Raw genomic sequence first — 23,052 nt, forward strand, 5'->3', positions numbered from 1 at the left:
AACGTTAATCTTTACTTATATTGCTATATGACAGAAAATATGATACATAAGGTGGGAAGAATTGATCAAATTGTAAGAGATTATTTTGTGGACAATAAGTCTATCAATGAAGTTCTTGCTAAGGATTTGATGCCTCAATTTATTGAGAAAGGGATTTTTAATAAAGATTATAAGGCGGCAGGACTACCTATAAGGAGCATTTTAAGAAATTTAAACGCAATCAATAAATTACAGTTATTGGTTCATGTTAAAGCTGTAAGAAAAAAAGTTAATACAAGCTGGTATTTTGAAAGAATTTAATTAATGTGATTTTAACTGATCTAAACTAAACCGCAATGTTTCAATAGCCTCTTTTTGCCGGGAGATGATCACATACATATAGCCGTTATAGGTGATGGTATGCGGATAGCCATACTGGCCACCCTTCCATAAGCCTTCCTTTTTCAGGTGGTAAAGTTCATCGGCAATAATATAGTTCTTGTCAAATGTTTCACCGTTTTTGGAGAGTGATAGTACCAGCGGGTTACGGTCGTAATGATGCAGCGTATCCGGGATGCCTGCATAATAAAAACGTTTATCGGGCAGGCGACCGAAATGAAATTTGCTGTCGTTATCAGAAAAGGTGGTTTCTACCGGGCGCGACCAGCTTCGGCCCTTATCCCTGCTTTCGGTAAGCCATAAGCGGCCTTTCCAGCCCTTACCGGTAACGCGTAGCAGCATGTGCAGTATGTGGTTGTCCGTTTCAAAAAAGGAGCCCTCACAAAGCGGAGGCAAGCCCAGCTTGGCAGCCGGGGCGTAAAAGGCGGCAGAGTTATCCTGGGTGTATAATGAGTCGGGGTAAAAACTGCTGATTTTCCAACCCGAAATACCTTTAGGGTCATCGGTATACGGAAACATGAAATTACCACTGATGATGAGCCGCCCGCTTTTGGTAGCCTCGGGGCCATGATTGGGGATTAGCGGTACGTGCATATCTATAGCATTGCTCCAATGGATGCCGTCGGTACTGGTTTTGGCCCACAAGTGCGTGTTCTGGCGGTGTTTAGTGTATTCGCCATAATAAGCCACCAGGGTGCCTTTGTACTGATATAAACCGGCAGCTGTAAGCACGGTTAAGGTATCATTTACTTTTACAGGGGATGCCAGTACTTCGGGTTTTGACCAATGTGTGAAATCTTTAGAAGTAGCATAAACCACCCGCTGGCCCGGTGAATCTTCATCGATCAAACCATTGCTCCATATCGCTATAAACTGATCCTTAAAATGAATAATAGAAGGGTGGTGGTTATACAGCCATTCCTTATCCGGCGAGTAGATCATGCTCCGCTCAATTTTTAAATGGGGCACACCGGCTTCGGTTTGGTAGTTATTGCGGATGGATGGGGTTTGGGCACAGCAAAATATGTTACAAAGAATTGAAAGAAGAAATAATGCGAAAGATTTTATGGACATTTTGTAGTGGTAAATAAATTAGTGAGGTTCATTGGTATTGCGATAGCCTGATTAAACATGGGTTATCTTTCCAAAATCGTAATTATCTTTCTTAGTGGTCATCGTACTATTCATAACTGAGACTTTATGCTCTTAATTTATCTCAATATTTTCAAGACGTTGAAATAGTTCAACAAAATCCACAGGTAAAAATTCAGGATATAATTTAATGATTTTTTTTAAAACTTCTTTCTTAAGAGTATCCACATCCCCATTTCTTCTTAAATTTTCAAATGTATCTGAATATAATTTTTCTAAAATTTTATTATTATAATTAAATAACCAATTAGGTATTTTAATTACTTTCCCGCATATTAAATTCACCGATATTAAGGTTTCATTTAGTCGACGTTTTAAAATATCAGATAAATTTTCTTTTAGTTTAGAGACAATTATATCTGTGAGTTTTTGAAGCTTATTTTCATCAAAATCAGGAACCTTTCTTATGTCATCATAATCCTCATAGCCTAAATCTTTTTTAGATGGGTTTTCTTCGTTTAAAAGGAAAAAAGACATAATTAACGGGTCTAATACATAGTTTTCAATCGAATATCTTTGATTCAATCCTGCAACCTTTACTCTATCAGTTTCTTTATTGTTATCATCATAATCGATTATTCCACAGATTGATTTGTTTTCCGCATCAAATAGTTTTTGTGTGTATTCTAAAACTCTACTTGAACCACCTTCTTTTTTTCCACAAGAAATAAAATAAACAAATTCAGAATTTGCAATAGAATCGAGGCGTATTTTTGGGTATATAGCTTCGTAGAACAATGCATCAAAATCGCCTTCAACCATTACTTGCCTTTTGTTTTCATATAAGACGTTTAGGTTTTTTAAACCATAAGTTAAAGACTTTATAGCTTCATCTTTACTTGCCTTTTTTAACAATCCATCCTCCATCACATATATAGAATCAGGTGGAGAAAGCGCAACAGTGGTTGGTGAATGAGTGGTAAGTATAATCTTAACTTTTCGCTTGCCAACAAATTCTTTAAGCAGAACATCTAAGTATCTCTTAGTAAATGATGGATGAAACATTGAATCGGATTCGTCAAACAAAATAACTTCCGGGAAACTGTTTCCTATCTGAGATTGATAAAGAGTTACTATTAAAGAGATAATATTTTGCTCCCCAGATGATAACCAATCAAAGTACAATCTCTTGTCATTATGAAGGATTTTCATTTCGTAAAAGTCAATTTTTCCATCCACTTCTATGGGTTTATCAACCGTATATTTAATATGTGCTTGTTTAAGTAAATCATTAAGAACAACCCAAGGAGCATTTACATCTTCATCGTTATTAATATTTTTTAAACTATTCCTTACGTAATAGTTTAAAAACAAAGACGATAAGTTACCCAAGGATGGGTCAAAAATAGGAGCAGCTTTTATGTAGTCATTAAAAGTTATATCTTCAAAGCTTTTTCCGGTTGTTTCGGAGAGAGTTTTGAAGATTTCAGGGATGTCTTCGGAATCTATACCTTGACCTTTGTTTTTCCAGAGATTGGTGATAAACTCGGTGTATACCAAAAGCCAATTGCTCACTAATGATTCAGTCCTTGATGCTCCAATGTCAATTATTCTTATATCTCCAAGCGGAAAATAATTGATGTTGTTTAAAATAATTCCATTCTCTGATAGTGTGCTTATCCCACTAAGTATATTCATTCCTTTGAAACTTCTTAATAGATGTGTTTTACCTGAACCATTTGTACCTGTTATAACTACGAAATCAGGTAGTTCACCACTGAATTGTTTTAAAACATTATCAGATGCTATATCAATTATCATGAGTATGTATATTTCGACCTGTAAGATACAATCGATAAAGTAATATTAAAAGTCAGAAATTAACAAGTAAATCGGCACAAACAAAAAGCCCGAAGTATAAACTCCGGGCTTTTTGTTTGTGCGTTCGGCTTTAAGCCTTCTGCTTTTAGCTTTTATTCAAAATATTCCTTCATCCGTTCAAAAAAGCTTTTTTCGTTTTTGCCCGGGTTGGGTTTAAAGTTGGGCGACGACTGCAATTTCTCCAACAGTTCGCGCTCTTCACGGCTCAGTGCTTTGGGTGTCCAGATGTTGATGTGTATCAATTGGTCGCCACGATGATAAGAGTTTACCTCTGGCACACCTTTGCCTTTCAGGCGCAGGATCTTACCACCCTGGGTCCCCGGATCAATTTTGATCTTGGCTTTACCATCAATGGTAGGCACTTCAACTGTGGTACCTAAGGCGGCATCAACAAAGTTTACATGCAGGTCGTATATTATATTATTGCCGTCGCGTTTTAATGTTTCGTGCGGGATCTCTTCAATCAGGATGATCAGATCGCCCGGTACACCGCCACGTGGGGCAGCATTACCTTTGCCGCTCATGCTCAGTTGCATACCTTCGCTTACACCGGCAGGCACGTTAATGGTGATCAGTTCTTCGCCGCGAACCACGCCATCGCCATGACAAACGGTACATTTTGACAGTATGGTTGAGCCTTCGCCGTTACAGGTAGGGCAGGTACTGGTAGTTTGCATCTGGCCCAGTATGGTATTGGTTACCCTACGCACCGCGCCCGAGCCACCACATGTTTTACAGGTTTGGAACGATGATTTATCTTTAGCGCCCGAGCCATCGCAGGTTTTACAAACTATCTGTTTGTTTACTTTGATCTTCTTTTCGGCGCCGTTAGCTATTTCTTCCAGGGTTAAGCGTACTTTGATGCGCAGGTTACTGCCGCGTGCCACACGTCTGCCACCACCGCCACTTTGACGGCCGCCGCCAAAAAAGCCTTCGAACGGACTGCCACCGCCAAAAATGTCACCAAACTGGCTAAATATGTCGTCCATATTCATGCTGCCGCCATAACCGCCACCACCATTTGGTGATGAAGCATTGGCCGCATGACCAAACTGATCATAACGCTGGCGCTTTTCTGGACTGCTTAGTACTTCATAAGCTTCGGCAGCTTCCTTGAATTTTTCTTCGGCCTCTTTATCGCCCTGGTTTTTATCCGGGTGATATTTAATAGCCATTTTACGATATGCCTTTTTTATCTCGTCGGCATCGGCACCTTTGGCGACTCCCAGGATATCGTAATAATCTCTCTTAGCCATATTTTTAATGTTGAATTATTGAATTAGTGAGTTAGTGAATTATAAAAAAACACTTACCCGGATAATTCAACCACTTTATTTTATTGTTGAATTATTGATTTAGTGAATTAGTGATTGACGAAGAGTAACCAATAATTCCATTCTTTTACTTTAATCATATTAATAGCTGAATAATTGAACTGTAGACAAGGAGTGAAAAAATTCACTAAATCATTAATTCAATAATTCACTAATTAATTTATGCTCCTACAATTACTTTGGCAAAACGTATTACCCTGTCTTTCAGGTAATAACCTTTTTCCATTTCATCCATCACTTTACCTTTAAGGTCATCGGTAGGGGCTGGTATATTGGTAATGGCCTCATGCAGGTCGGCGTCAAAAGGTTCGCCTATTGCTGTCATCTCCTTCAGGCCTTTTTGACCCAGTATGTTTTTTAGTTTGTTCTGTATCAGTGTAACACCCTCTTTAACCGGGGCAACGTCAACAGCGTTTTCCATAGAACGTTGTGCGCGCTCAAAATCGTCCAAAACAGGCAACAAAGCTACTAACAGCTCTTTACCTTCTGTTTCACGGGCTTCCGCGCGCTCTTTAATAGTACGTCTTCTGAAGTTGTCAAATTCGGCATATAAGCGCAGGTACTTGTCGTTTGCCTGTGCTAATTCTTCTTTCAATTTGTCTTCGGCAGATACAACTTCTGCTGTTGTTGCTTCAGTAGTTTCGGTCTGGGCCTGTTCCTGCCCATTCTCGTTTAAATTTTCCTGTTCTGCCGTATTCATATTTTCTGTGGTGTCCGTATTTTCTTTCTTCTTTTTCTTCAACATATCGTTAAATTTCATAGCTGATAGTGCCAATCAAGTATCCTGCCATTAGCATAAAGCCGACAAGCTGTCAGTGGTATGTTTTAATATCAGGAAGGTGTGACACGTTTTATGCAGGGGTGACAGGATGACCGTTGATTTTTTTGATTGCGTTGATGACGCTGATTTTTATAGAGACACATGTGATGTGTCTCTACGGTAGTAAGGCAATCAACGAAATCAGCGTCATCAAAGGAATCAGCGGTTATATTTCCGCGTCTTCCAAAACCTTACCGTTTTCGCATTTGATAATGCGTGAGGGGAAAGCGCGGATGATATGATAATCGTGCGTAGCTACCAATACAGCGGTGCCCGACTGGCTGATCTGTTTCAACAGCAGTACAATTTCTTCGGATGTTTCAGGGTCAAGATTGCCGGTTGGCTCATCGGCGAGGATAATTTCGGGATCATTCAACAGGGCGCGGGCAATTACCACGCGTTGCTGCTCGCCGCCTGACAGCTCATGCGGCATTTTCTTTAATTTGGAACGCAGGCCTACTTTTTCCAACACATCCAGAGTACGGTCGGCTATCAGTTTTTTATCTGTCCAACCGGTGGCGCGCATTACAAATAACAGGTTTTGTTCGATGGAGCGATCGGTAAGCAACTGAAAATCCTGAAAAACGATACCCAGCTTGCGGCGCAGATAGGGCACATCGCGGCTGGGCAGCTTGCTCAGCTCATATCCACAGGCATGACCGGTACCAGCCTTCGGGATCAGATCGCCGTAAATTACTTTAAGCAAACTGCTCTTGCCCGATCCGGTTTGGCCAATGAGCCATACAAAATCGCCTTTGTCAATATGCAGGTTAACGTTTGACAGTACCAGGTGCGACTGCTGAAAAATATCGACATTGTTTAGCTTAATAATAGAATTTCCGATCATCTTTTTTATAGCTCTAATTTTAGGATCTGTCCAAACGGCAGGTCCTTGATTATATTCATAATATATTCGGCTTTATCTGCCAGCCCAACCTTATCCAGTGATTTATCAGGCCTGTCGACCCTGAAATAAGCCAGCAGCGTAAACTTATCATCACGCAGCTGTACGTAATCGGGTATTTTGGCAACGCCTTTTACTTTAATAATATACATGTTAGTTCATGGTTCATGGTTCATGGTTCATGGTGTTCAATCGCTTTTGCTATGATCTATGAACTATCAACTATATGCTACCTCACCAAAGGTATTGTTATTTTAAAGATTTGCCAAGAAATCCATTGTATCAATCCCATCGGCATAATCCCATAAAGCGGGTTGCTGGCTTTGGCCAAAACCCACCACCTGGCTTTGTACCTCAATGGGAGCTTTGGTAACGATACATTGCAGGTTTTCGCTTTGATCTGTGAGCAATTGCTGCGCTGCCTGCAGATCAGTATAATGGCTATAATATACTACCGCCAGGGGCGATGCTATCCGTTCGTCTTCCTTAGCCATCAAAAAACCGTTGTCAAAATGCTTGTCGCTGTTTACCAGGTAAATGGATTTGTTGTAATCGTAATTGTTGCTGTATTTGTGGTGATGGATGATGGTTTTAAATTCCTCTATCGATTCAAAAAAGAAATTGAAAACATACCCTTCAGGCACCAGTAATTTTGACACGTTACGGCAGCCCAGTCCATAATAATCAAATATATCATGACCCAGGTTAAACAGGTCTTCCGCGGTTTCGTTGCCGGTAAGCAGGGCAATACTGTTGCGGTTTTTGCGGATGATATTAGGTACTTTACCAAAATAATAATCAAAATAACGGGAGCTGTTATTGCTGCCGGTGGCTATAATGGCGTCAAAATCGGTGAGGCGTTCAATGAAACTGAACTGAGCGGCAAAACTATTATCGATATCAACTAATCGTTGCAGTACATGTTTGATGAGATAAGCATCCTGCGATGAGGTTTTAATGAGCGCGTGGTTGCCTGTGGCCAGTACGCAAAGTACATCATGAAAACCCACCAGCGGAATGTTACCGGCCAGGATTAATCCCACTTTTTTGGGTTGGGCTTCGCTCGAAAGGTTGTATCCAGAAAGCCAGGTAGTTAAATCGGTCTTGTTAAGCATCTGGCCAATGGCGGTAACGGCGCGTAAAACACTTTCGGGTGTAAACCAGGCGTTGTGGTACTGTTCGTCGTTAATAATGGCTATTAACTGCTCATCTGGCTTAGCTAACTGCTCTCCTAAGGCTGAAAATGAATTTATTGCGTTTTTTATATTAATTTTTGACATATATATGGTAAGGTTTTAAACCCCGAAACCCTTTTTTTGTTATATTTGTACGCTTGTTAATTTCAGGCAAAGTTAATTGAGAATATTAGATATTTAGAAATATGGCGATTAAAATCACCGATGAATGCATAAACTGCGGAGCCTGCGAACCGGAGTGCCCCAATAATGCCATTTATGATGCCGGCGCGGCATGGCGCTTTAGCGACGGTACCGGACTTAAAGGGGTTATTGATTTTGGCGATGGTAACACATTAAATGCCGAAGAATCTCAGGCTGCTCTTTCTGACGATATATATTATATTGTACCTGATAAATGTACTGAATGTGTTGGTTTTCATGACGAACCACAATGTGCTGCAGTATGCCCTGTAGATTGTTGTGTGGATGATGAAGATATCCGCGAAAGCAAAGAAGAACTGTTAGCCAAGAAGGACTGGCTGCACATGAATGAGTAATATTTTTAGATGTGAGATATGAGATGTGAGATTTGAGAAAAAAACACAGATACAAAAAAAGGAACAGCTTGCTGTTCCTTTTTTTGTATCTCATATCTCATATCTCATATCTCATATCTCATATCTCATATCTCATATCTCATATCTCATATCTCATATCTCATATCTCATATCTCATATCTCATACAGATCCATTTCCATATGGATATTGGCACGGGTATAGGGTGATGCGGCCGCCTGGAACTCTTTAAAGCCGTATTTTTTATATAAAGTAATGGCAGGCGTAAGTTTGGTGTTTGAACCCAGCCAAATACGAGTACCCCCCAATTCTTTGGTTTTAGCTATAGCCGCGTCCATCAGGGTATTGCCAATTTTACGCCCCTGGTATTTGGGGCTTACCGCCATTTTGGCCAGCTCGTATTCTGCCGGACCTGTTTTGATGACCGCGCAGGTACCCACAACATCGTCATCGATATGTGCGAAAAGGATCTCGCCGCCATCGGCCAATATATGATCTTCGGGGTGGTTTAATTGCTCCAGGTCGTGTTCCTCAACTGTGAAATAGGTATTGATCCACTCTATGTTGAGGTTTTTAAAATGACGGGCATATTGGGGATCGTAAGTAGTAACTCTTACCGGATTGTTGCCCTGCGGATTAAACATTTCCTGAAAACGCTGGTAGTACGGTTTTTCGTTCAATTGTGCTTCTGTTTCCATAATGGCGCTTAGTAAATTATTTTGCTGACTATTAAATAATGATTTATTAAGGGCTAGGATCTTGGCCCATACCCGCTCAAATTTTGGCAGGGAGGCTTTGCCTTTTTCTGATAAGCGGAGTATACGTTTGCGACTGTCGGTAGCCGATTTTACCGACTCGATGAAGCCCAGTTCTTCGAGCTCTTTGGCCAAATGGATGACACCGGGATGGGTACAGCCCAGTTCTTCGGCAATTTCGGTTACGGCTGCTTCGCCCTGCTTACTGATCAGGTAGTAAAGGGTAAAATACTTGGGCTCAAAGTTTAGCTCTTCATCTTTGTATATCAAAACCACATCCTTTGCAAAGTATTCATATAACCGTTTGAGCCTTGCTCCAACAGCCAGTTCTTCTAAATCATCTATTAAACTCATATTACTTACGTAAGTACTTACAAATATATAAATTATTTTTATTTCTATATTTGTTTTTCACTATTATCAATGGAATACGGTATTTGTAATCTGGCGGTTATTCCGCTGCGTGCCGAGGCTAATGACCGCAGCGAACAGGTGTCGCAGCTATTGTTTGGCGAAGCATTTGAGATCATAGAATGGACTGACCGCTGGGTGAGGATCATCACAGAGAATGATGGTTATGAAGGCTGGATCGGTCGCCTGCAATTTACTATGCTGGGTCATATCGCTTACAAAAGTTTCAAGCATGTAAAACCACCGCTTACCTACCGGGCGGTAACACAAGCCTGGAAAGTTGCCGACAACAGTGTTGTTTATCTGCCAGCAGGTAGCTCTTTAGCCTTTTTGGAAGGTACCACCTGCCGCATAGGCACCGAGCGTTTTGAGATCATCGGTGAAATAGGTGAACGGGAAGATATAGCCACCACAGCCAAATCATTTTTAAATTCGCCCTATTTATGGGGTGGCCGTACGCATTTTGGTATTGATTGTTCGGGGTTTACACAGGTGGTGTTTAGCCTTAACAATATTAAAATCAAACGTGATGCCAGTCAGCAGGTGGAGGAAGGTATCCTGGTTGAAAGTATTGAGCAAGCCCGCTTAGGCGACCTGGCTTTTTTTGACAATGAGGCTGGCAAAGTAACCCATGTAGGTATTATGCTGAACAATGAACACATTATCCATGCCTCAGGAAAAGTTAAAATTGATACGATAGATACAGAGGGTATTTACTCGAAAGAGCAGAAACGGCATACACATAAGCTGCATAGCATCAAAAGGTTTATGTAGTATTCAAAGAAAGCGGGGATAGTGCGATTCCCCTCTTGAGAGGGGCGGAGGGGTGTGTTATCTACTTTTAGAACACACCCCTGCTACTACACATAACCACGCTCCCCCTCTCAAGAGGGGATTGTTGAACTTGTCTTGTTATTCCCTCAATCAAACTTAATATCCCACACTACCACTTTCTTGTCGTCGCTCACAGAAATCAGCTGATCTCCGTTCCAGGCCAGTTTATTGACTGATAATACATGACCCGGATGGCCTTTTTCACGGCTGATGATCTTATATAATTTAAAATCATCGGCTCCCCAGATCTTGATGCCCTTATCCATACTGGCGGTGGCAAAGTAGAGCTTTGTGGGATGAAACAGGATATGATTTATAGCAAATAAATGTGCCGGAATATTTTTGACAGGCTGATAAGTGACACTATCCCAGATCTTGATCTGCGCGTCGCGGCCACCTGATGCAAGGTAAGTACCATCGGGACTATAAGCCAGTGCAAAAACCGACATGGTATGGCCATGTAACGATTTAAGTAAGGTATAATCATGCAGATCGTAAATTTTGATGGAGTTATCCCTGCAGCCAAAAGCTACCTGTGTTTCATCTGGCGATATGGATATGCAGCGTACTGTATCGGCAGATACTTTGATACTGTGCACCATCTCTAAACTGGCCAGACTCCATACCGAAACTGTACCATCTTCGGAGGCTATCAGTAATTCGTTCTTAGTACTTACCGACTTGATATCGAAGATCGGCTTAAGATGATGGGCAAGCGATTTCAGAAGTTTTTGCTGTATAAAGTCAAACACCAGTACCTCGCCGCTGCGTAGGCCCGTCAATAATATGGGATAGCCTACAGGGCCATGTATAGCATAAATAGAAGCCCTAACCGGGAACATCACTTTAATGAACGAGAAACTTTCCAGGTTCCATTCCACCAGGCCTTTATCGTTGCCGCCGGTAAATAATATACCCGGTTTTTGCGAAAGTTCTAATGTGAAAATGGGGTTGCCATGCCCGGTCAATTCTGCTATTTTTTCTGCGGTCATTTTAAGGTGTTTTTAATTGATATCCGTAATCATGATCATAAGAATCATCACCGAACAAAATTATCATTTTTGCGGCGATACCTTTAATGGTAGCCTATCAGCTTAAAGTAACTACTTTACAGCCTCATCATAGGCTGCTTTAGCAATGCGAGATATAATCGATTCACGGATGGTTTGGTTAACCGGAGTATCCGATACAAAAACGGCTATCGCTAAATGTTTACCATTGGGTAAAGTAATTATCCCAATGTCGTTAGTAGCGGCGGTAATTCCTTGTTCGTTGGTGCCAGAACGACCTGTTTTATGATATACCACCGTACCCACAGGTAGTAGGCCTTTAATCTGGTTTGGCCCTGTTGAGGTTTCCTGCATGATCTTCCAGAGGTAAGCGTGGTTTGCAGGCGAAAGAAAGTCGGGTTTAAAAGCCAGATCCAACAAATGAGTAAGACCGGTAGCCTCGGCCCAATTGGTGTATTGTACATCCCATGACTGTGCCATCTGAAACTCTGTAGCCTTAAAGGCAATGTTAGGTATGCCGATGCTATGGATATAGGTATTTACTTTATCAATGCCGCCAAGCGTTTTTAGCAGCACATCACAAGCCACATTATCACTTAAGGATACCATGTAACTTAACAGCTCCCTAATAGTGATATCAAAATTGCCCCCCGGATGTTTATCTTTCAGCGGACTGTAAGTATCATAATAGTCACTTTTGTCAATATGGATTGGCTGATCTAATTTGAAATGACCTTCATCAATTCCATGCAAAACAGTAATAGCTATCGAAAACTTCATTACACTCTGCATAGGCAATTGTGCATGGCCGTTATAGGACAAGGTATCGTGGGTATCCAGGTTCAATATAGAAACACCAACAGTGCCTTTACCTTCTTTAGCTATTTCTATGATTCTACTTCTCAAATTGTTTGTTTGAGCATTAGCAACTATACCCAAGCCGTAAATACAAAAAAGCAAAAGGTAAAAACTCTTCAGCATATTCAATTTCATGATTAACGGCTATTTGTGCCTGTTCTCTAAATTCTTTGCTATCGTTTTCAGGTCGAGTCCTTTTTCACGAAGCAGCACTAATAAATGAAATACAAGGTCTGACGATTCATTGATCAGGTCTGTTTCGGTTTCGGCCAGGGCCGCTATAACGGTTTCAACGCCTTCTTCACCTACTTTTTGGGCTATTTTGTTGAGGCCCTTGTTGCGCAGTTTATTTACGTATGAGCCTTCAACCGGGTTCTCGTACCTATCAGCAATAATATTTTCCAGCTCCAGGATAAAGTTCTGATTAAACTCCGTTTTAAAGCAGCTGCGCGAACCAGTGTGACAGGTTGGGCCATCGGCTTTAACTTTGATGAGCAAGGTATCGTTATCGCAATCAATGCTGATGTTTTTTACATGCAGAAAATTGCTGCTGGTTTCGCCTTTTGTCCACAAACGTTGTTTGGAACGGGAAAAGAAAGTTACTATGTTTTCCTGTACAGTTTTATTATAGGCTTCCTGGTTCATATAGCCCAGCATCAGCACTTCAAGTGTTTGCTCATCCTGTATGATCACCGGAACCAATCCGTCGGTTTTGTTAAAATCTATATTCATTTTTTATCTTTATTACCACTGCCTGTGTCCTCACAGGCAGTTATGTAGTTGTCTGTGAGGACACAGACAACGGAGTTGAAGGCTCATTCGCACTTAATCAAATCCTTACCTCAATATTGTTACTTTTTAACACCGCTTTCAAGTCCGGTATCAGTATCTCACCATAGTGAAATACAGATGCCGCCAATGCCGCATCTACATTTGTTTTTTCAAAAACATCAACAAAATGCTGCACCGCGCCCGCACCACCCGACGCTATAACCGGAATATGCACGGCATCGTTAATAATTTTTAGCAGTCCATTATCGAAACCATTTTTAGTGCCGTCATGATCCATGGAGGTGAGCAGTATTTCGCCCGCACCACGGCTTTCGGCCTCTTTTATCCATTCCAAAGTTTGGCGCTCCGTTGGGAGGCGACCGCCGTTCAGGTGCACGATGTTTTTATCATCTATGAGGCGGGTATCAACCGCTATTACCACAAACTGCACGCCGAATGCTTTGGCAAGTTCATCAATGAGGGCCGGGTTGCGCACTGCGGCAGAATTGATAGATATTTTATCGGCGCCGGCATTTAATAACGCGTCGGCGTCGGCAATTTCATTGATGCCACCACCTATGGTAAAGGGTATATTGATCTGCCTTGCTACTGATTTTACCAGCTCAACCATGGTTTTGCGGCGCTCCACGGTAGCGGTAATGTCCAGGAAAACGAGTTCGTCGGCACCTTGGCGCGAGTAGTTCCAGGCCAGTTCAACCGGGTCGCCGGCATCGCGCAGATCGACAAAGTTTACGCCTTTTACCGTACGACCGTCTTTAACATCGAGACAAGGGATAATGCGCTTTGATAACCCCCCCCGCCCCCTAAAAGGGGTGCTTTTGATTTGCTTGGTTATATCTTCCAATACTTTATTTAGGTTGTTGAATACTTGTTCGTTTGTGAATCTTAATACTTTTAGTCCCTGACTTTCAAGAAATGTTTGTTTTTCAAAGTCATTTACTTTCACTTCTGGAAGAGCATGAATACTTCCGTCTACTTCGATTACCAACTTATGCTGATGACTATAAAAATCAGCTATGTAACTTCCGAGAGGATGTTGTCTTCTGAATTTTGTATCGCTCAAATAAACATTTAGCTGGCTCCATAAAAAGTTTTCAGCAGGGGTCATGCTGTATCTTAGTGCTTTAGCATTTGCAAATATTTCAGCATTGGCCCCAAGAAATAACTTTTTTTTCATCAATCTAAAGTTACGTATGCATATAAGCTCCCCCTTCAGGGGGCTGGGGGGTTAAATGGAGATCAAAGATTCCAGGTTCCAGTTCTTTACGTCTTCTATAGTGATATGACCTTCGTAAATGGCTTTGCCCACTACGCATGACTCAACCTTAAGACGGCTCAATTGTTCGATATCCTTCATGGAACTAACACCACCCGAAGCGATCAATTTAATAAAAGGCGAATGGTCCAGCAGCTTTTCATACAGCTCAATACCTGCACCACCCAGTTTACCGTCTTTATTGATATCGGTACATAGGAAACGGAAAAAGCCAAGGGAAAGGCATTTGTCAACGTAATCCATCAGTTTTATGGGTGAACTTTCCATCCAGCCGGAGTATTTGATCACTTCATCCAACACATCGATGGCAATAACTACCTGGTCTGAGCATTTATCTTTACCACAAATCTCAGAACCCAGTTCGGGTAAAAAGCTTGGGTTAGTGAGGGCTTGTGTGCCTACAATAACGCGGTGAACGCCTGCATCTATCAGCTCTTTCACTTTATCAATGCTGCGGATACCGCCGCCATATTGCACCTTCATGTCGGTTTTACGGATCACATCAAACAGGTATTGCTGGTTACTGAAATCGTTTTTGGCGCCATTAAGATCAATAACGTGGATGAAATTGGTGCCATTGCTCTGATAGCGCTCAATCATTTCTTCCAATGTAACATCGTATTCTGTAACCTGACCGTAATCGCCTTCACGCAAACGCACCACCTTTTTGTTCAATATGTCAATAGCAGGGATAATGTACATGTCTTTTATAGTTTTGAAAAATTAGTTAATAGCGTTTCGCCGTATACCCCAGATTTTTCGGGGTGAAATTGTACGCCGTAAAAATTATCATGCCAAATTGATGCCGAAAATTCGGTGCTGTAATTTGCTGATAGTAAAGTATATGTTTTGTCATACTCAATAAAGTATGAATGTACAAAGTAAAAATGTGAACCTGACGGTATATTTTTAAATAAAGGGTTGTCTTTTTCAGGATACACCTGGTTCCAGCCTGTATGAGGTACCTTATATTCAGAACTATCCTGAAACTTTAGGGTTTTGATCGGGAAGATATTTAACAGATCAGAATCGCCTTCTTCGGAGTAGGAAGTAAGCAGCTGCATCCCTACGCAAATGCCCAAAGTAGGCTTTTTAAGCGCTTTAATAGCTGGAACCAAGCCGGTTTTCTCCAGTTTGTCCATAGCCGCGCCTGCGTGACCAACTCCGGGAATAATATAACGGTCGAACTTTTCAAAATCCTCCTGGCTATTGATAAAGCCATAAGGAATGCCCAGCCGCTCCAAAGCCGCCGTTAAAGAAAATATATTGCCAGCGCCGTATAAAATAATGCCGACCCCCCCGCTCCCTAAAGGGGGAGCTTTTGAAGTAGCGGCTGTATTTTGATCGTTAGTTTGCATATTGTTTACTTACTCCCCCTTCAGGGGGCGGGGGGGTTATAGTACCCCTTTAGTACTTGGTAAAACCATCTTATCTACATCACGCTTTACGGCCATTTTTATTGCCTTGGCAAAGACTTTAAATATAGCCTCAATTTTGTGATGTTCGTTTTGCCCTTCCGCTTTTACGTTCAGATTGCATTTGGCCGCGTCTGAGAACGATTTGAAGAAATGATAAAACATTTCTGTTGGTACATCGCCCACTTTTTCGCGGTTAAATTCTGCTTCCCAAACTATCCAGTTACGGCCACCAAAATCAATGGCTGCCTGTGCCAGACAATCGTCCATAGGCAGACAAAAACCGTAACGTTCAATACCTTTTTTATTACCTAAAGCTTCCGCAAAAACCTCGCCTAAAGCTATGCCGGTATCTTCAATGGTATGATGCTCGTCAATATGCAGATCACCTTTGGCTATTACTTCCAGGTCGATGCTGCCGTGGCGGGCTATTTGATCCAGCATGTGATCAAAAAAATGCAGACCGGTTGATACTTTGGCTTCGCCGGTACCATCCAGGTTTATTTTGATATAGATGTCGGTTTCTTTAGTAGCACGGCGGTGTTCAACTACACGCTGGCCCAGTTTCAGAAACTCGTAGATCTTTTGCCAGTCGGTTGTTTCCAGGGCAATGGTATCGCCGATATGGTCGGCTTCGGTAAACTCAGCGCCACCTAAACCCGATTCATTATTGATCCAGATGGCCTTTGCCCCTAAATTACGGGCCAGCAGCACATCGTTTTTACGGTCGCCGATGGTAAATGAACCTGGCAGATCATACTTTTCGGTATCAAAATATGGAGTAAGCAAGGCTGTACCCGGCTTGCGTGTTGGCGCCTTTTCGGCAGGGAAGGTACGGTCGATCACAATGTTATCAAACTTTACCCCTTCGGCCTCAAATGTTTTCAGGATGAAATTATGCACCGGCCAAAAGGTATCTTCCGGGTAAGAAGCTGTACCCAAACCATCCTGATTGGTGATCATCACCAGTTCAAAATCAAGCTCCTTGGCAATTTTGGGCAGATAAGTTAACGCGCCGGGGTAAAACTCCAGCTTTTCAAAAGAGTCTATCTGCTCATCGGCAGGTTCTTTGATCAGTGTACCGTCGCGGTCAACAAACAATATTTTCCGTTTCATTTAAAGTTTTGTAGCGTTTGAAGTAGTGTAGTGTTTTCATCAGGCGTACCCACGGTAATGCGCAGGCAGCCTTCGCAAAGCTCCACTTTGGAGCGGTTGCGTATAATGATGCCTTTGCTTACCAGGTAGTCGTAGATACGGTTGGCATCGGTTGTTTTCACAAGGATAAAGTTAGCATCGGATGGATAAATATCCAGTACAAAATCAAAGTTTTTAAGTTCAAGCACCAGTCTGTCGCGCTGTAACAGTGTTTCCTTGATCCAGCTATTGATCTGATCGATATTGGCCAGCGCTTCCAAAGCCAGTTGCTGAGAGGCTTCGTTCACATTATAAGGTGGTTTTACTTTGTTCATTACCTCAATGATCTCTTCGCTGGCAAAGGCCATGCCCACGCGTAAACCAGCTAATCCCCAGGCTTTTGACAGGGTTTGTAAAACCACCAGGTTGGCATATTCGGTCAGCTCCTGTATAAAAGTTTTCTGGCGACTGAAATTGATATAAGCTTCATCAACAATCACCAGTCCGTTAAAATTGGCCAGCAGGGTTTCCACATCCGCACGGTTAATGGAGTTGCCGGTTGGGTTATTGGGCGAGCAAATAAAGATGAGTTTGGTGTGCTCATCGATAGCTTCGGCAATGCCTTCCAGGTTAAGCTGGTAATCTTGGGTAAGCAAAACCTTGCGGGCCTCCACATCATTGATATTGGCCGATACCTGGTACATGCCATAAGTAGGGGGCACGATGATCACATTATCAACACCCGGATTGCAGAAACTGCGAAAAAGGATGTCGATAGCTTCATCGCTGCCGTTGCCTACAAAAATATTGCGGGGCGGTACCCCTTTAATTTCGGTGATGCGTTTTTTTAACTGGTATTGCAATGGATCAGGATAGCGGTTAAACTGCTGGTTCAACGGCGACCCGAACGCGTTTTCATTAGCATCCAGAAAAACACTGGCCTCACCCTGGTACTCGTCACGTGCGGAAGAGTAGGGAGTTAGGTTTTTGATGTTTTCGCGGAGTATATTGTTGATGTTATACATTGTAATATTAATCATGTCATTGCGAGCGTAGCGTGGCAATCTCCTCGCGTCTATGTATACGATGAGATTGCTTCGTCGTTCCTCCTCGCAATGACATATTTGATAGAGAAACGCTGTTCTTTAATTATATTTTAATTTTTATTCCTTATTGATACTGCATTAGCATGTGCATGCAAGCCCTCTAATTCGGCCAGCGTTTGCACCGTTGGACCTATGTTGTTAATCCCTTCACGGGTGATATGCTGGAAAGTGATCTTTTTGACAAAAGAGTCAACGGATACACCTGAATAGGCCCGGGCATAGCTGCTGGTTGGCAGGGTATGGTTGGTGCCTGAGGCATAATCGCCTGCACTCTCAGGAGTTAAATTACCCAGGAATACCGAGCCTGCGTTAATGATGTAACCAGTGATCTCTTTCCACCTTTCGGTAGCCAGTATCAAATGCTCCGGTGCGTACTGATTACTGAAATCCATAGCTTGCTCCAGATTGGAAGTAACCACGATGTAGGAGTTATCTATGGCCAGTTTAGCTATCTCGGCACGTGGCAGAGTAGGTAGCTGTTTCTCCACTTCGGCCAGGGTTTCCTGCGCTATTTTAGCAGAGGTACATACCAATACCGATTGGCTGTCGATACCATGTTCGGCCTGCGCCAAAAGGTCGGCAGCAATGTAAGCCGGGATAGCGGTTTCATCGGCAATAACCAATACTTCTGATGGGCCAGCAGGCATATCAATAGCGGTTGTGGTGGTCGACTGGATGATAGTTTTTGCTTTGGTAACAAACTGATTTCCAGGGCCAAATATCTTATCAACTTTAGTCATGCTTTCGGTTCCGTAGGCCATGGCTGCAATAGCCTGTGAACCACCGGCCAGGTATATTTTATCGATACCCAATAGCAAGGCCACATAGGCTATAAAAGCATTCACCTTGCCGTTTTTTTGCGGCGGCGAACACACCACAATTTCATGACAGCCTGCTATGCGTGCAGGGATACCCAACATTAAAAAAGTGCTTGGCAAAACGGCTGTTCCGCCAGGGATGTACAGGCCAACTTTTTCAATCGGTCTTAACTCGCGCCAGCAGGTAACGCCGGGCATGGTCTCTACTTTATCTTCGGTTTTTACCTGTGTGCGATGGAATTTATAGATATTGTTATAGGCGGTTTCCAACGCGGATTTTTGCTCGGCAGATACCGATCCGGCCAGTTCTTCCAGATCGGTTTTGTCAAGGTATAGGTTGCTTAATTCAACCTTGTCGAATTTGCGGGCATAATCATACAGGGCACGGTCGCCATGTTGCTGCACGTTATCGATAACCTCCTCAACAATAGTGCGGATCTCATTAGCCGGATCAACATTGCGCTGAACAAGTTTCTGAATATCGGTGCTACTTAAATCTGAATAATTATATGTCTTCATTTCGGTTTGCAGTTTTCAGTTGGCAGTTTTCTTTTAGTTAGCAGCTATCAGTTTACAATTAACATTAAGAATAATGCCAACTGCCAACCGCTATCTGCCAACTGAAACTGCACACTAACTATAAAATTATCTTCTCAATCGGCATGACTACAATGCCCTGGGCGCCGGCTTGTTTCAGCTGACTTATCCTGTCCCAGAAATCGCGCTCAGGGATTACGGTGTGTACCGCAACCCATTCCGGTTCGGCCAGGTTTACTACCGATGGGCTTTTTACGCCTGGTAATAAAGCGGTTACTGCTTCAAGGTTACCTACATGAACGTTAAGTACCACGTACTTAGTTTCTTTGGCGCGTAAAACAGACTGAATCCGCTGGATCAATTCCTGTACCAGGTGGTTGTCTTCTATAGTTTTACAGCCGATCAATACCGCCTCTGACGACATTACATCGGCAAATGGTTTCAATCCGTTGCTTTTTAGCGTACCGCCTGTCGAAACCAAATCGCAGATCGCATCGCTCAGGCCCAGGCCCGGAGAAATCTCCACAGAACCCGAAATAGTACGGATATCTGATTGGATACCTTGCTGTTTCAGGAATTTACCTAAAATAACCGGGTAGGTGGTAGCGATGGCTTTACCGTTCAGGTCGCTCAGATTTTGAATATCGTTGTTATTGGGTACGGCTATTTTTAGCGAGCATTTGCCAAAGCCTAAACGTTGCAGGTAGCTTACCTCAACTTCGGTTTCCTGTATCACGTTTTCGCCTACAATACCCAGATCTGCAATGCCATCCTGAACATATTCGGGAATGTCATCATCGCGCAAAAAAAGGATCTCTAAAGGGAAGTTGGAAACGGGGGAGATAAGCGAGCTTTTGTAATTTTCGAAATTTAAGCCGCAATTTTTTAGTAATTCAACAGATTTTTCGTTGAGCCGACCAGATTTCTGGATCGCTATTTTAAGTGTTTTCAAAAGATTGAATTTAAGAAACTATGATAAAAAAGAGTATAAACGGAGGTTGTTATTTCGCGTAGAAACATACATATTAGCTGATCACCACATGGTGGTGATGCAGATGAAGATGATGTAGTGCGATACCGTTCATTTTTATATAGTAAAACTATAGATTAGCTGCCGCAAATATAGACAGATGTTTTTTAAATCAAAATGTTTTTTTGATTTCGGATTTCGGATGTTCGATTTCGGATTTATTTTAGGATTTTGAAAGGGATAGATCTAAAATATCCATTTGGTAAATCCGAAATCGAACATCCGAAATCCGAATTATTCACTACATTCATAAATACCACCCTCTTCGCCAAAATCCTTGATCAGCTTCAATGATTTTACTTTTTGGATATCTTTTAAGTTGATCAGCTCGGGATTTTCGAGTACGTTGAACCAGATGAGGTAAAAATGTTTCTTTTTATAGAAACTGGCTATATCTTTTTTGAAGAACCGGTGCGGCACCAGGTATGACGACATGCCCGAGAAGAAATAAACAGCTTCATGCGCATCGGTATAAATGGTAACCTTGGGCTTAAACATACTTTTATCAATATGCTTCAAATAAGCTGCAAAGGGCGATTCCAGCCAATCGTCAGAAGTATAGCCGGGCACACCGTAATCATCGGCTATCTGCTCGCTGTAGCGTTGTTTATCTATAAAAAACTCCTTGGTTACAAAGCCCAGCATCATCACTATAAATGCGGCGGCTACTATGCGGCGGGTTGTGATATTACTGATCTTTTTCAGGATCAATAGTCCCCAACTGGTATAACCCCAAAGCGCTGGTATAAAAATAGGCGCCAGTAAACGGTGATTGATGCGTTCATAACGAGAAAAGGTAGAGGAAATAATGATGAACAAACCATAAACCAGAGCAAAGGTAATGGCCAGGTTTTCAAAACTGTCCAATCTGCGGCGATAGTAATTATAGGCCAGCGCCGCTATAAAGCCCAATAACATCACTGTAGCAATGGGGGTAGCCAGGTAGTATTGGTTAGGAGTAAAGCCCATCCAGTCGCACATCACGGTACCAAAATAATACAGGTTTTTGCCAAACGGGGTGATAGAAGGCTCACGCGGCCCGGTTGTAGTACCCGACATAAACGCGTTGAACAGCAGGTTGCTTACCAGCAGCGATATGCAAACAAAGCCGTATATAATAATATGTACGATCTTCTTTTTGAGCGGCAGTACCCTATCAAGCAGTAACAATAAGCCACCCGTACCTACAATAGTAACCGCGGCATAACGGGTAATGCAACTTATAGCTGCGATAATAGCAGCTACTAATAAGGGTTTAAGGGTATGTTTTAAAAGATATTGCCGGAAAGCGACGAGAAACAAAAGCGTTTCGAAAATAAACAAGGTCTCTGACCATAAATAGGAGTATACTTGTAAAAGCGCCGGGCTCAGTACAATAGCCACCAGTATTAACCATTTATAAACCCGCGATGTGGGTACAAAGCGGTGCATGATCCAGCCGCTCATATATATTAGGGTAGCAAACATCAACCCGTTCAATACCGAGCCGAAAATAACCGGATCAGTACGGGTGATGAATTTGATGCAACCCAGGAAAATAGGGTAAAACACCGGGAAATCAACTATAGGCAGGTGGTTAAAGGTTTGCAACGTGCCGTTGGTATTCAAACTCCGGGCGGCGCTCACGTACATGATCGAATCGGGCGAGATCCCTATACCACTATAACTGCAAAATATACGCACGGCAAAAAAACCAAGGAGCGCGGCTATAAAAGTATCGTAATTTTTTAAGTAGCGGTTTAGTTGCATGTGATGTTTTACTGGTTAATAGGGATAAAAGTTGTACAGAGCGAAAATGTTTTAAAAAAATACATTTCATAACACGTCATTGCGAGCATAGCGTGGCAATCCCTAACTCTACAGAGCGACTTTGCATATTTGCCCTGCTAATTGGGGATTGCCACGCTATGCTCGCAATGACGCGTTTTATTTTTTATGACATCTTTGATTAATTATTTAATCAATTAAATCCAATACTGTACTTATCGGCTGGTCGCTGTTTATTAATATACCTTTAACGCCTGCTGCGGTTCCGGCTTCTACATCGCGCTCACGGTCACCAATGAAGTATGACTTTGCCGGATCGATATCATATTTGGCAATGCCTTGTAATAATAGGCCCGGTTTTGGTTTGCGGCAATCACAATCTCCGGTAAACAGGGGGTGGTGCGGGCAATAAAAAAAGTCGGTTATCTCTACACCGTGTTCGTGGTAGGTTTGTTTCAGCAGAGCGTGCATTTTAGCCAATTCCTCTTCGGTATACCAACCTTTGGCCAGGCCACCCTGGTTGGTAGCCACCAGTAACAGGTAACCGCGATCCTGCAGGGTTTTCAGGGCTTCAAAATTGTCGAGGATATGAAAATCCTCCAGGCGGCGCACATAGTCGCCCATTTCCTGGTTAAGTACCCCATCACGATCTAAAAAAACGGCTTTATTTTTTGCTGGCATCAGTTTTAAATTTTTCGCGAAGTTACAATTCTAAAATTTAGGTTGAAAGCCAGGTGTATCTTTAATCGGCGTCAACTCACCCACCTGTAGCCACGCTCGGTCGTCCAGCGAAGCGTAGACGGGTTGAGTCTACAACGCTGGTGCCGAAGCGATAATTAGAAATGATACCTTAATGTAAATAATACACTACGTTAAATTAGGCGTTACCCTATAGAATACATAGATAAATTACACAAAATTTAATTCTGTTATAATAATAATTACCGTTGCTATAATTGAATATTGCTTTGTTTGTGCAACTTTATATCGATTCTAAATAAGAAAACTAAGCGTTTCATTTTCTAAATCATAATATTCTGTATTTTTTGTTACCGATTTGTTAAATAAACATTACTTCGGTAATGGATTTTTTAGATATTTTAAAAAATAACCGATAATTTTATAATTTATGTAGTATTTAGTAAT

Annotated in this window: 23 protein-coding genes and 1 pseudogene; 3 read left to right on the forward strand and 21 right to left on the reverse strand. The window is 42.1% G+C overall.

Annotated elements, in window-relative coordinates; genetic code table 11:
- Nucleotides 1–27: 27 nt before the first annotated feature.
- Nucleotides 28–300, forward strand: coding sequence for a hypothetical protein (locus ACNURT_RS12755; protein ID WP_419702072.1), 273 nt, complete (start codon nt 28–30; stop codon nt 298–300).
- On the opposite strand, the gene ACNURT_RS12760 is transcribed toward ACNURT_RS12755, so the two are convergent.
- The 7 genes from ACNURT_RS12760 to ACNURT_RS12790 all read right to left on the reverse strand — a co-directional run bounded on the left by ACNURT_RS12760 (nt 301) and on the right by ACNURT_RS12790 (nt 7,689).
- Nucleotides 301–1,452, reverse strand: coding sequence for an exo-alpha-sialidase (locus ACNURT_RS12760; RefSeq protein WP_419702073.1), 1,152 nt, complete (start codon nt 1,450–1,452; stop codon nt 301–303).
- A gap of 132 nt (nt 1,453–1,584) precedes the next feature.
- The gene (locus ACNURT_RS12765; RefSeq protein ID WP_419702074.1) at nt 1,585–3,291 is read right to left on the reverse strand and encodes an AAA family ATPase; all 1,707 of its coding nucleotides are present in this window, start codon (nt 3,289–3,291) and stop codon (nt 1,585–1,587) included.
- Nucleotides 3,292–3,443: 152 nt separating this feature from the next.
- A complete protein-coding gene (gene dnaJ, locus ACNURT_RS12770) occupies nt 3,444–4,607 on the reverse strand; it encodes a molecular chaperone DnaJ (protein ID WP_419702075.1) in 1,164 nt (387 codons plus the stop codon).
- Nucleotides 4,608–4,845: 238 nt separating this feature from the next.
- Complete coding sequence (locus ACNURT_RS12775) at nt 4,846–5,445, reverse strand: nucleotide exchange factor GrpE (RefSeq protein ID WP_419702076.1); 600 nt, start codon at nt 5,443–5,445, stop codon at nt 4,846–4,848.
- 226 nt (nt 5,446–5,671) lie between these two features.
- Nucleotides 5,672–6,352, reverse strand: a complete 681-nt coding sequence (locus ACNURT_RS12780; RefSeq protein ID WP_370999166.1) for a cell division ATP-binding protein FtsE — start codon at nt 6,350–6,352, stop codon at nt 5,672–5,674.
- 5 nt (nt 6,353–6,357) lie between these two features.
- Nucleotides 6,358–6,561: a fructose-6-phosphate aldolase gene (locus ACNURT_RS12785; RefSeq protein WP_076378137.1), complete on the reverse strand. Its 204-nt coding sequence runs from the start codon at nt 6,559–6,561 to the stop codon at nt 6,358–6,360.
- Nucleotides 6,562–6,663: 102 nt separating this feature from the next.
- Nucleotides 6,664–7,689 carry an acyl-CoA reductase gene (locus tag ACNURT_RS12790; RefSeq protein ID WP_419702077.1) on the reverse strand — a complete coding sequence of 342 codons (1,026 nt, stop codon included), beginning with the start codon at nt 7,687–7,689 and terminating at the stop codon, nt 6,664–6,666.
- A 101-nt stretch (nt 7,690–7,790) separates the two neighbouring features.
- On the opposite strand from ACNURT_RS12790, the gene ACNURT_RS12795 reads away from it, so the two are divergent.
- A complete protein-coding gene (locus ACNURT_RS12795; protein ID WP_370999164.1) occupies nt 7,791–8,144 on the forward strand; it encodes a 4Fe-4S dicluster domain-containing protein in 354 nt (117 codons plus the stop codon).
- A gap of 174 nt (nt 8,145–8,318) precedes the next feature.
- Here ACNURT_RS12795 and ACNURT_RS12800 read toward each other — a convergent pair whose 3' ends face one another.
- Entirely contained in the window at nt 8,319–9,272 is a 954-nt protein-coding gene (locus ACNURT_RS12800; RefSeq protein ID WP_419702078.1) for a bifunctional helix-turn-helix transcriptional regulator/GNAT family N-acetyltransferase, read from the reverse strand.
- A 69-nt stretch (nt 9,273–9,341) separates the two neighbouring features.
- On the opposite strand from ACNURT_RS12800, the gene ACNURT_RS12805 reads away from it, so the two are divergent.
- Nucleotides 9,342–10,103 (forward strand): NlpC/P60 family protein, encoded by a 762-nt coding sequence (locus ACNURT_RS12805; RefSeq protein ID WP_419702079.1) that lies wholly within the window; start codon nt 9,342–9,344, stop codon nt 10,101–10,103.
- Nucleotides 10,104–10,249: 146 nt separating this feature from the next.
- On the opposite strand, the gene ACNURT_RS12810 is transcribed toward ACNURT_RS12805, so the two are convergent.
- The 13 genes and pseudogenes from ACNURT_RS12810 to ACNURT_RS12870 all read right to left on the reverse strand — a co-directional run bounded on the left by ACNURT_RS12810 (nt 10,250) and on the right by ACNURT_RS12870 (nt 22,587).
- Complete coding sequence (locus tag ACNURT_RS12810) at nt 10,250–11,155, reverse strand: WD40 repeat domain-containing protein (RefSeq protein ID WP_419702080.1); 906 nt, start codon at nt 11,153–11,155, stop codon at nt 10,250–10,252.
- Nucleotides 11,156–11,266: 111 nt separating this feature from the next.
- Entirely contained in the window at nt 11,267–12,079 is an 813-nt protein-coding gene (gene bla / locus ACNURT_RS12815; protein WP_419702081.1) for a class A beta-lactamase, subclass A2, read from the reverse strand.
- Nucleotides 12,080–12,175: 96 nt separating this feature from the next.
- Nucleotides 12,176–12,763, reverse strand: coding sequence for a bifunctional phosphoribosyl-AMP cyclohydrolase/phosphoribosyl-ATP diphosphatase HisIE (gene hisIE / locus ACNURT_RS12820; protein WP_419702082.1), 588 nt, complete (start codon nt 12,761–12,763; stop codon nt 12,176–12,178).
- Nucleotides 12,764–12,860: 97 nt separating this feature from the next.
- Nucleotides 12,861–13,646 carry an imidazole glycerol phosphate synthase subunit HisF gene (gene hisF, locus ACNURT_RS12825; protein ID WP_370999195.1) on the reverse strand — a complete coding sequence of 262 codons (786 nt, stop codon included), beginning with the start codon at nt 13,644–13,646 and terminating at the stop codon, nt 12,861–12,863.
- Between the two features lie 9 nt (nt 13,647–13,655).
- Nucleotides 13,656–14,000: pseudogene (locus tag ACNURT_RS12830) on the reverse strand (endonuclease domain-containing protein); the annotation flags it as partial.
- Between the two features lie 51 nt (nt 14,001–14,051).
- The gene (locus ACNURT_RS12835; protein ID WP_370999159.1) at nt 14,052–14,801 is read right to left on the reverse strand and encodes a HisA/HisF-related TIM barrel protein; all 750 of its coding nucleotides are present in this window, start codon (nt 14,799–14,801) and stop codon (nt 14,052–14,054) included.
- A gap of 5 nt (nt 14,802–14,806) precedes the next feature.
- The gene (gene hisH, locus ACNURT_RS12840; protein ID WP_419702083.1) at nt 14,807–15,457 is read right to left on the reverse strand and encodes an imidazole glycerol phosphate synthase subunit HisH; all 651 of its coding nucleotides are present in this window, start codon (nt 15,455–15,457) and stop codon (nt 14,807–14,809) included.
- Between the two features lie 36 nt (nt 15,458–15,493).
- On the reverse strand, nt 15,494–16,630 hold the full coding sequence (hisB, locus tag ACNURT_RS12845; protein ID WP_419702084.1) for a bifunctional histidinol-phosphatase/imidazoleglycerol-phosphate dehydratase HisB: 1,137 nt from the start codon (nt 16,628–16,630) through the stop codon (nt 15,494–15,496).
- Nucleotides 16,627–17,688 carry a histidinol-phosphate transaminase gene (gene hisC / locus ACNURT_RS12850; RefSeq protein WP_419702085.1) on the reverse strand — a complete coding sequence of 354 codons (1,062 nt, stop codon included), beginning with the start codon at nt 17,686–17,688 and terminating at the stop codon, nt 16,627–16,629. Before hisC ends, hisB begins: the two co-directional genes overlap by 4 nt.
- Nucleotides 17,689–17,804: 116 nt before the next feature.
- Nucleotides 17,805–19,091 (reverse strand): histidinol dehydrogenase, encoded by a 1,287-nt coding sequence (gene hisD / locus ACNURT_RS12855; protein ID WP_419702086.1) that lies wholly within the window; start codon nt 19,089–19,091, stop codon nt 17,805–17,807.
- A gap of 118 nt (nt 19,092–19,209) precedes the next feature.
- Entirely contained in the window at nt 19,210–20,061 is an 852-nt protein-coding gene (gene hisG / locus ACNURT_RS12860; RefSeq protein WP_419702087.1) for an ATP phosphoribosyltransferase, read from the reverse strand.
- A 312-nt stretch (nt 20,062–20,373) separates the two neighbouring features.
- The gene (locus ACNURT_RS12865; protein WP_419702088.1) at nt 20,374–21,888 is read right to left on the reverse strand and encodes a hypothetical protein; all 1,515 of its coding nucleotides are present in this window, start codon (nt 21,886–21,888) and stop codon (nt 20,374–20,376) included.
- 207 nt (nt 21,889–22,095) lie between these two features.
- Nucleotides 22,096–22,587: a D-glycero-alpha-D-manno-heptose-1,7-bisphosphate 7-phosphatase gene (locus tag ACNURT_RS12870; protein ID WP_419702089.1), complete on the reverse strand. Its 492-nt coding sequence runs from the start codon at nt 22,585–22,587 to the stop codon at nt 22,096–22,098.
- Between the last annotated feature and the right edge of the window lie 465 nt (nt 22,588–23,052).

The organism is Mucilaginibacter sp. NFX135 (assembly GCF_048565145.1).
GTDB lineage: Bacteria > Bacteroidota > Bacteroidia > Sphingobacteriales > Sphingobacteriaceae > Mucilaginibacter.

What these genes read in the sequence shown, in the direction of transcription:
- hisIE (WP_419702082.1), bottom strand. Translation starts at nt 12,763, where the DNA reads ATGAATATAGATTTTAACAAAACCGACGGATTGGTTCCGGTGATCATA.
- hisC (WP_419702085.1), bottom strand. Translation starts at nt 17,688, where the DNA reads ATGATTAATATTACAATGTATAACATCAACAATATACTCCGCGAAAAC.
- ACNURT_RS12760 (WP_419702073.1), bottom strand. Translation starts at nt 1,452, where the DNA reads ATGTCCATAAAATCTTTCGCATTATTTCTTCTTTCAATTCTTTGTAAC.
- hisH (WP_419702083.1), bottom strand. Translation starts at nt 15,457, where the DNA reads ATGCAAACTAACGATCAAAATACAGCCGCTACTTCAAAAGCTCCCCCT.
- ACNURT_RS12805 (WP_419702079.1), top strand. Translation starts at nt 9,342, where the DNA reads ATGGAATACGGTATTTGTAATCTGGCGGTTATTCCGCTGCGTGCCGAG.
- dnaJ (WP_419702075.1), bottom strand. Translation starts at nt 4,607, where the DNA reads ATGGCTAAGAGAGATTATTACGATATCCTGGGAGTCGCCAAAGGTGCC.
- ACNURT_RS12765 (WP_419702074.1), bottom strand. Translation starts at nt 3,291, where the DNA reads ATGATAATTGATATAGCATCTGATAATGTTTTAAAACAATTCAGTGGT.
- hisD (WP_419702086.1), bottom strand. Translation starts at nt 19,091, where the DNA reads ATGAAGACATATAATTATTCAGATTTAAGTAGCACCGATATTCAGAAA.
- ACNURT_RS12800 (WP_419702078.1), bottom strand. Translation starts at nt 9,272, where the DNA reads ATGAGTTTAATAGATGATTTAGAAGAACTGGCTGTTGGAGCAAGGCTC.
- ACNURT_RS12835 (WP_370999159.1), bottom strand. Translation starts at nt 14,801, where the DNA reads ATGTACATTATCCCTGCTATTGACATATTGAACAAAAAGGTGGTGCGT.
- ACNURT_RS12865 (WP_419702088.1), bottom strand. Translation starts at nt 21,888, where the DNA reads ATGCAACTAAACCGCTACTTAAAAAATTACGATACTTTTATAGCCGCG.
- ACNURT_RS12780 (WP_370999166.1), bottom strand. Translation starts at nt 6,352, where the DNA reads ATGATCGGAAATTCTATTATTAAGCTAAACAATGTCGATATTTTTCAG.
- ACNURT_RS12795 (WP_370999164.1), top strand. Translation starts at nt 7,791, where the DNA reads ATGGCGATTAAAATCACCGATGAATGCATAAACTGCGGAGCCTGCGAA.
- ACNURT_RS12870 (WP_419702089.1), bottom strand. Translation starts at nt 22,587, where the DNA reads ATGCCAGCAAAAAATAAAGCCGTTTTTTTAGATCGTGATGGGGTACTT.
- hisB (WP_419702084.1), bottom strand. Translation starts at nt 16,630, where the DNA reads ATGAAACGGAAAATATTGTTTGTTGACCGCGACGGTACACTGATCAAA.
- ACNURT_RS12785 (WP_076378137.1), bottom strand. Translation starts at nt 6,561, where the DNA reads ATGTATATTATTAAAGTAAAAGGCGTTGCCAAAATACCCGATTACGTA.
- ACNURT_RS12810 (WP_419702080.1), bottom strand. Translation starts at nt 11,155, where the DNA reads ATGACCGCAGAAAAAATAGCAGAATTGACCGGGCATGGCAACCCCATT.
- ACNURT_RS12775 (WP_419702076.1), bottom strand. Translation starts at nt 5,445, where the DNA reads ATGAAATTTAACGATATGTTGAAGAAAAAGAAGAAAGAAAATACGGAC.
- ACNURT_RS12755 (WP_419702072.1), top strand. Translation starts at nt 28, where the DNA reads ATGACAGAAAATATGATACATAAGGTGGGAAGAATTGATCAAATTGTA.
- ACNURT_RS12790 (WP_419702077.1), bottom strand. Translation starts at nt 7,689, where the DNA reads ATGTCAAAAATTAATATAAAAAACGCAATAAATTCATTTTCAGCCTTA.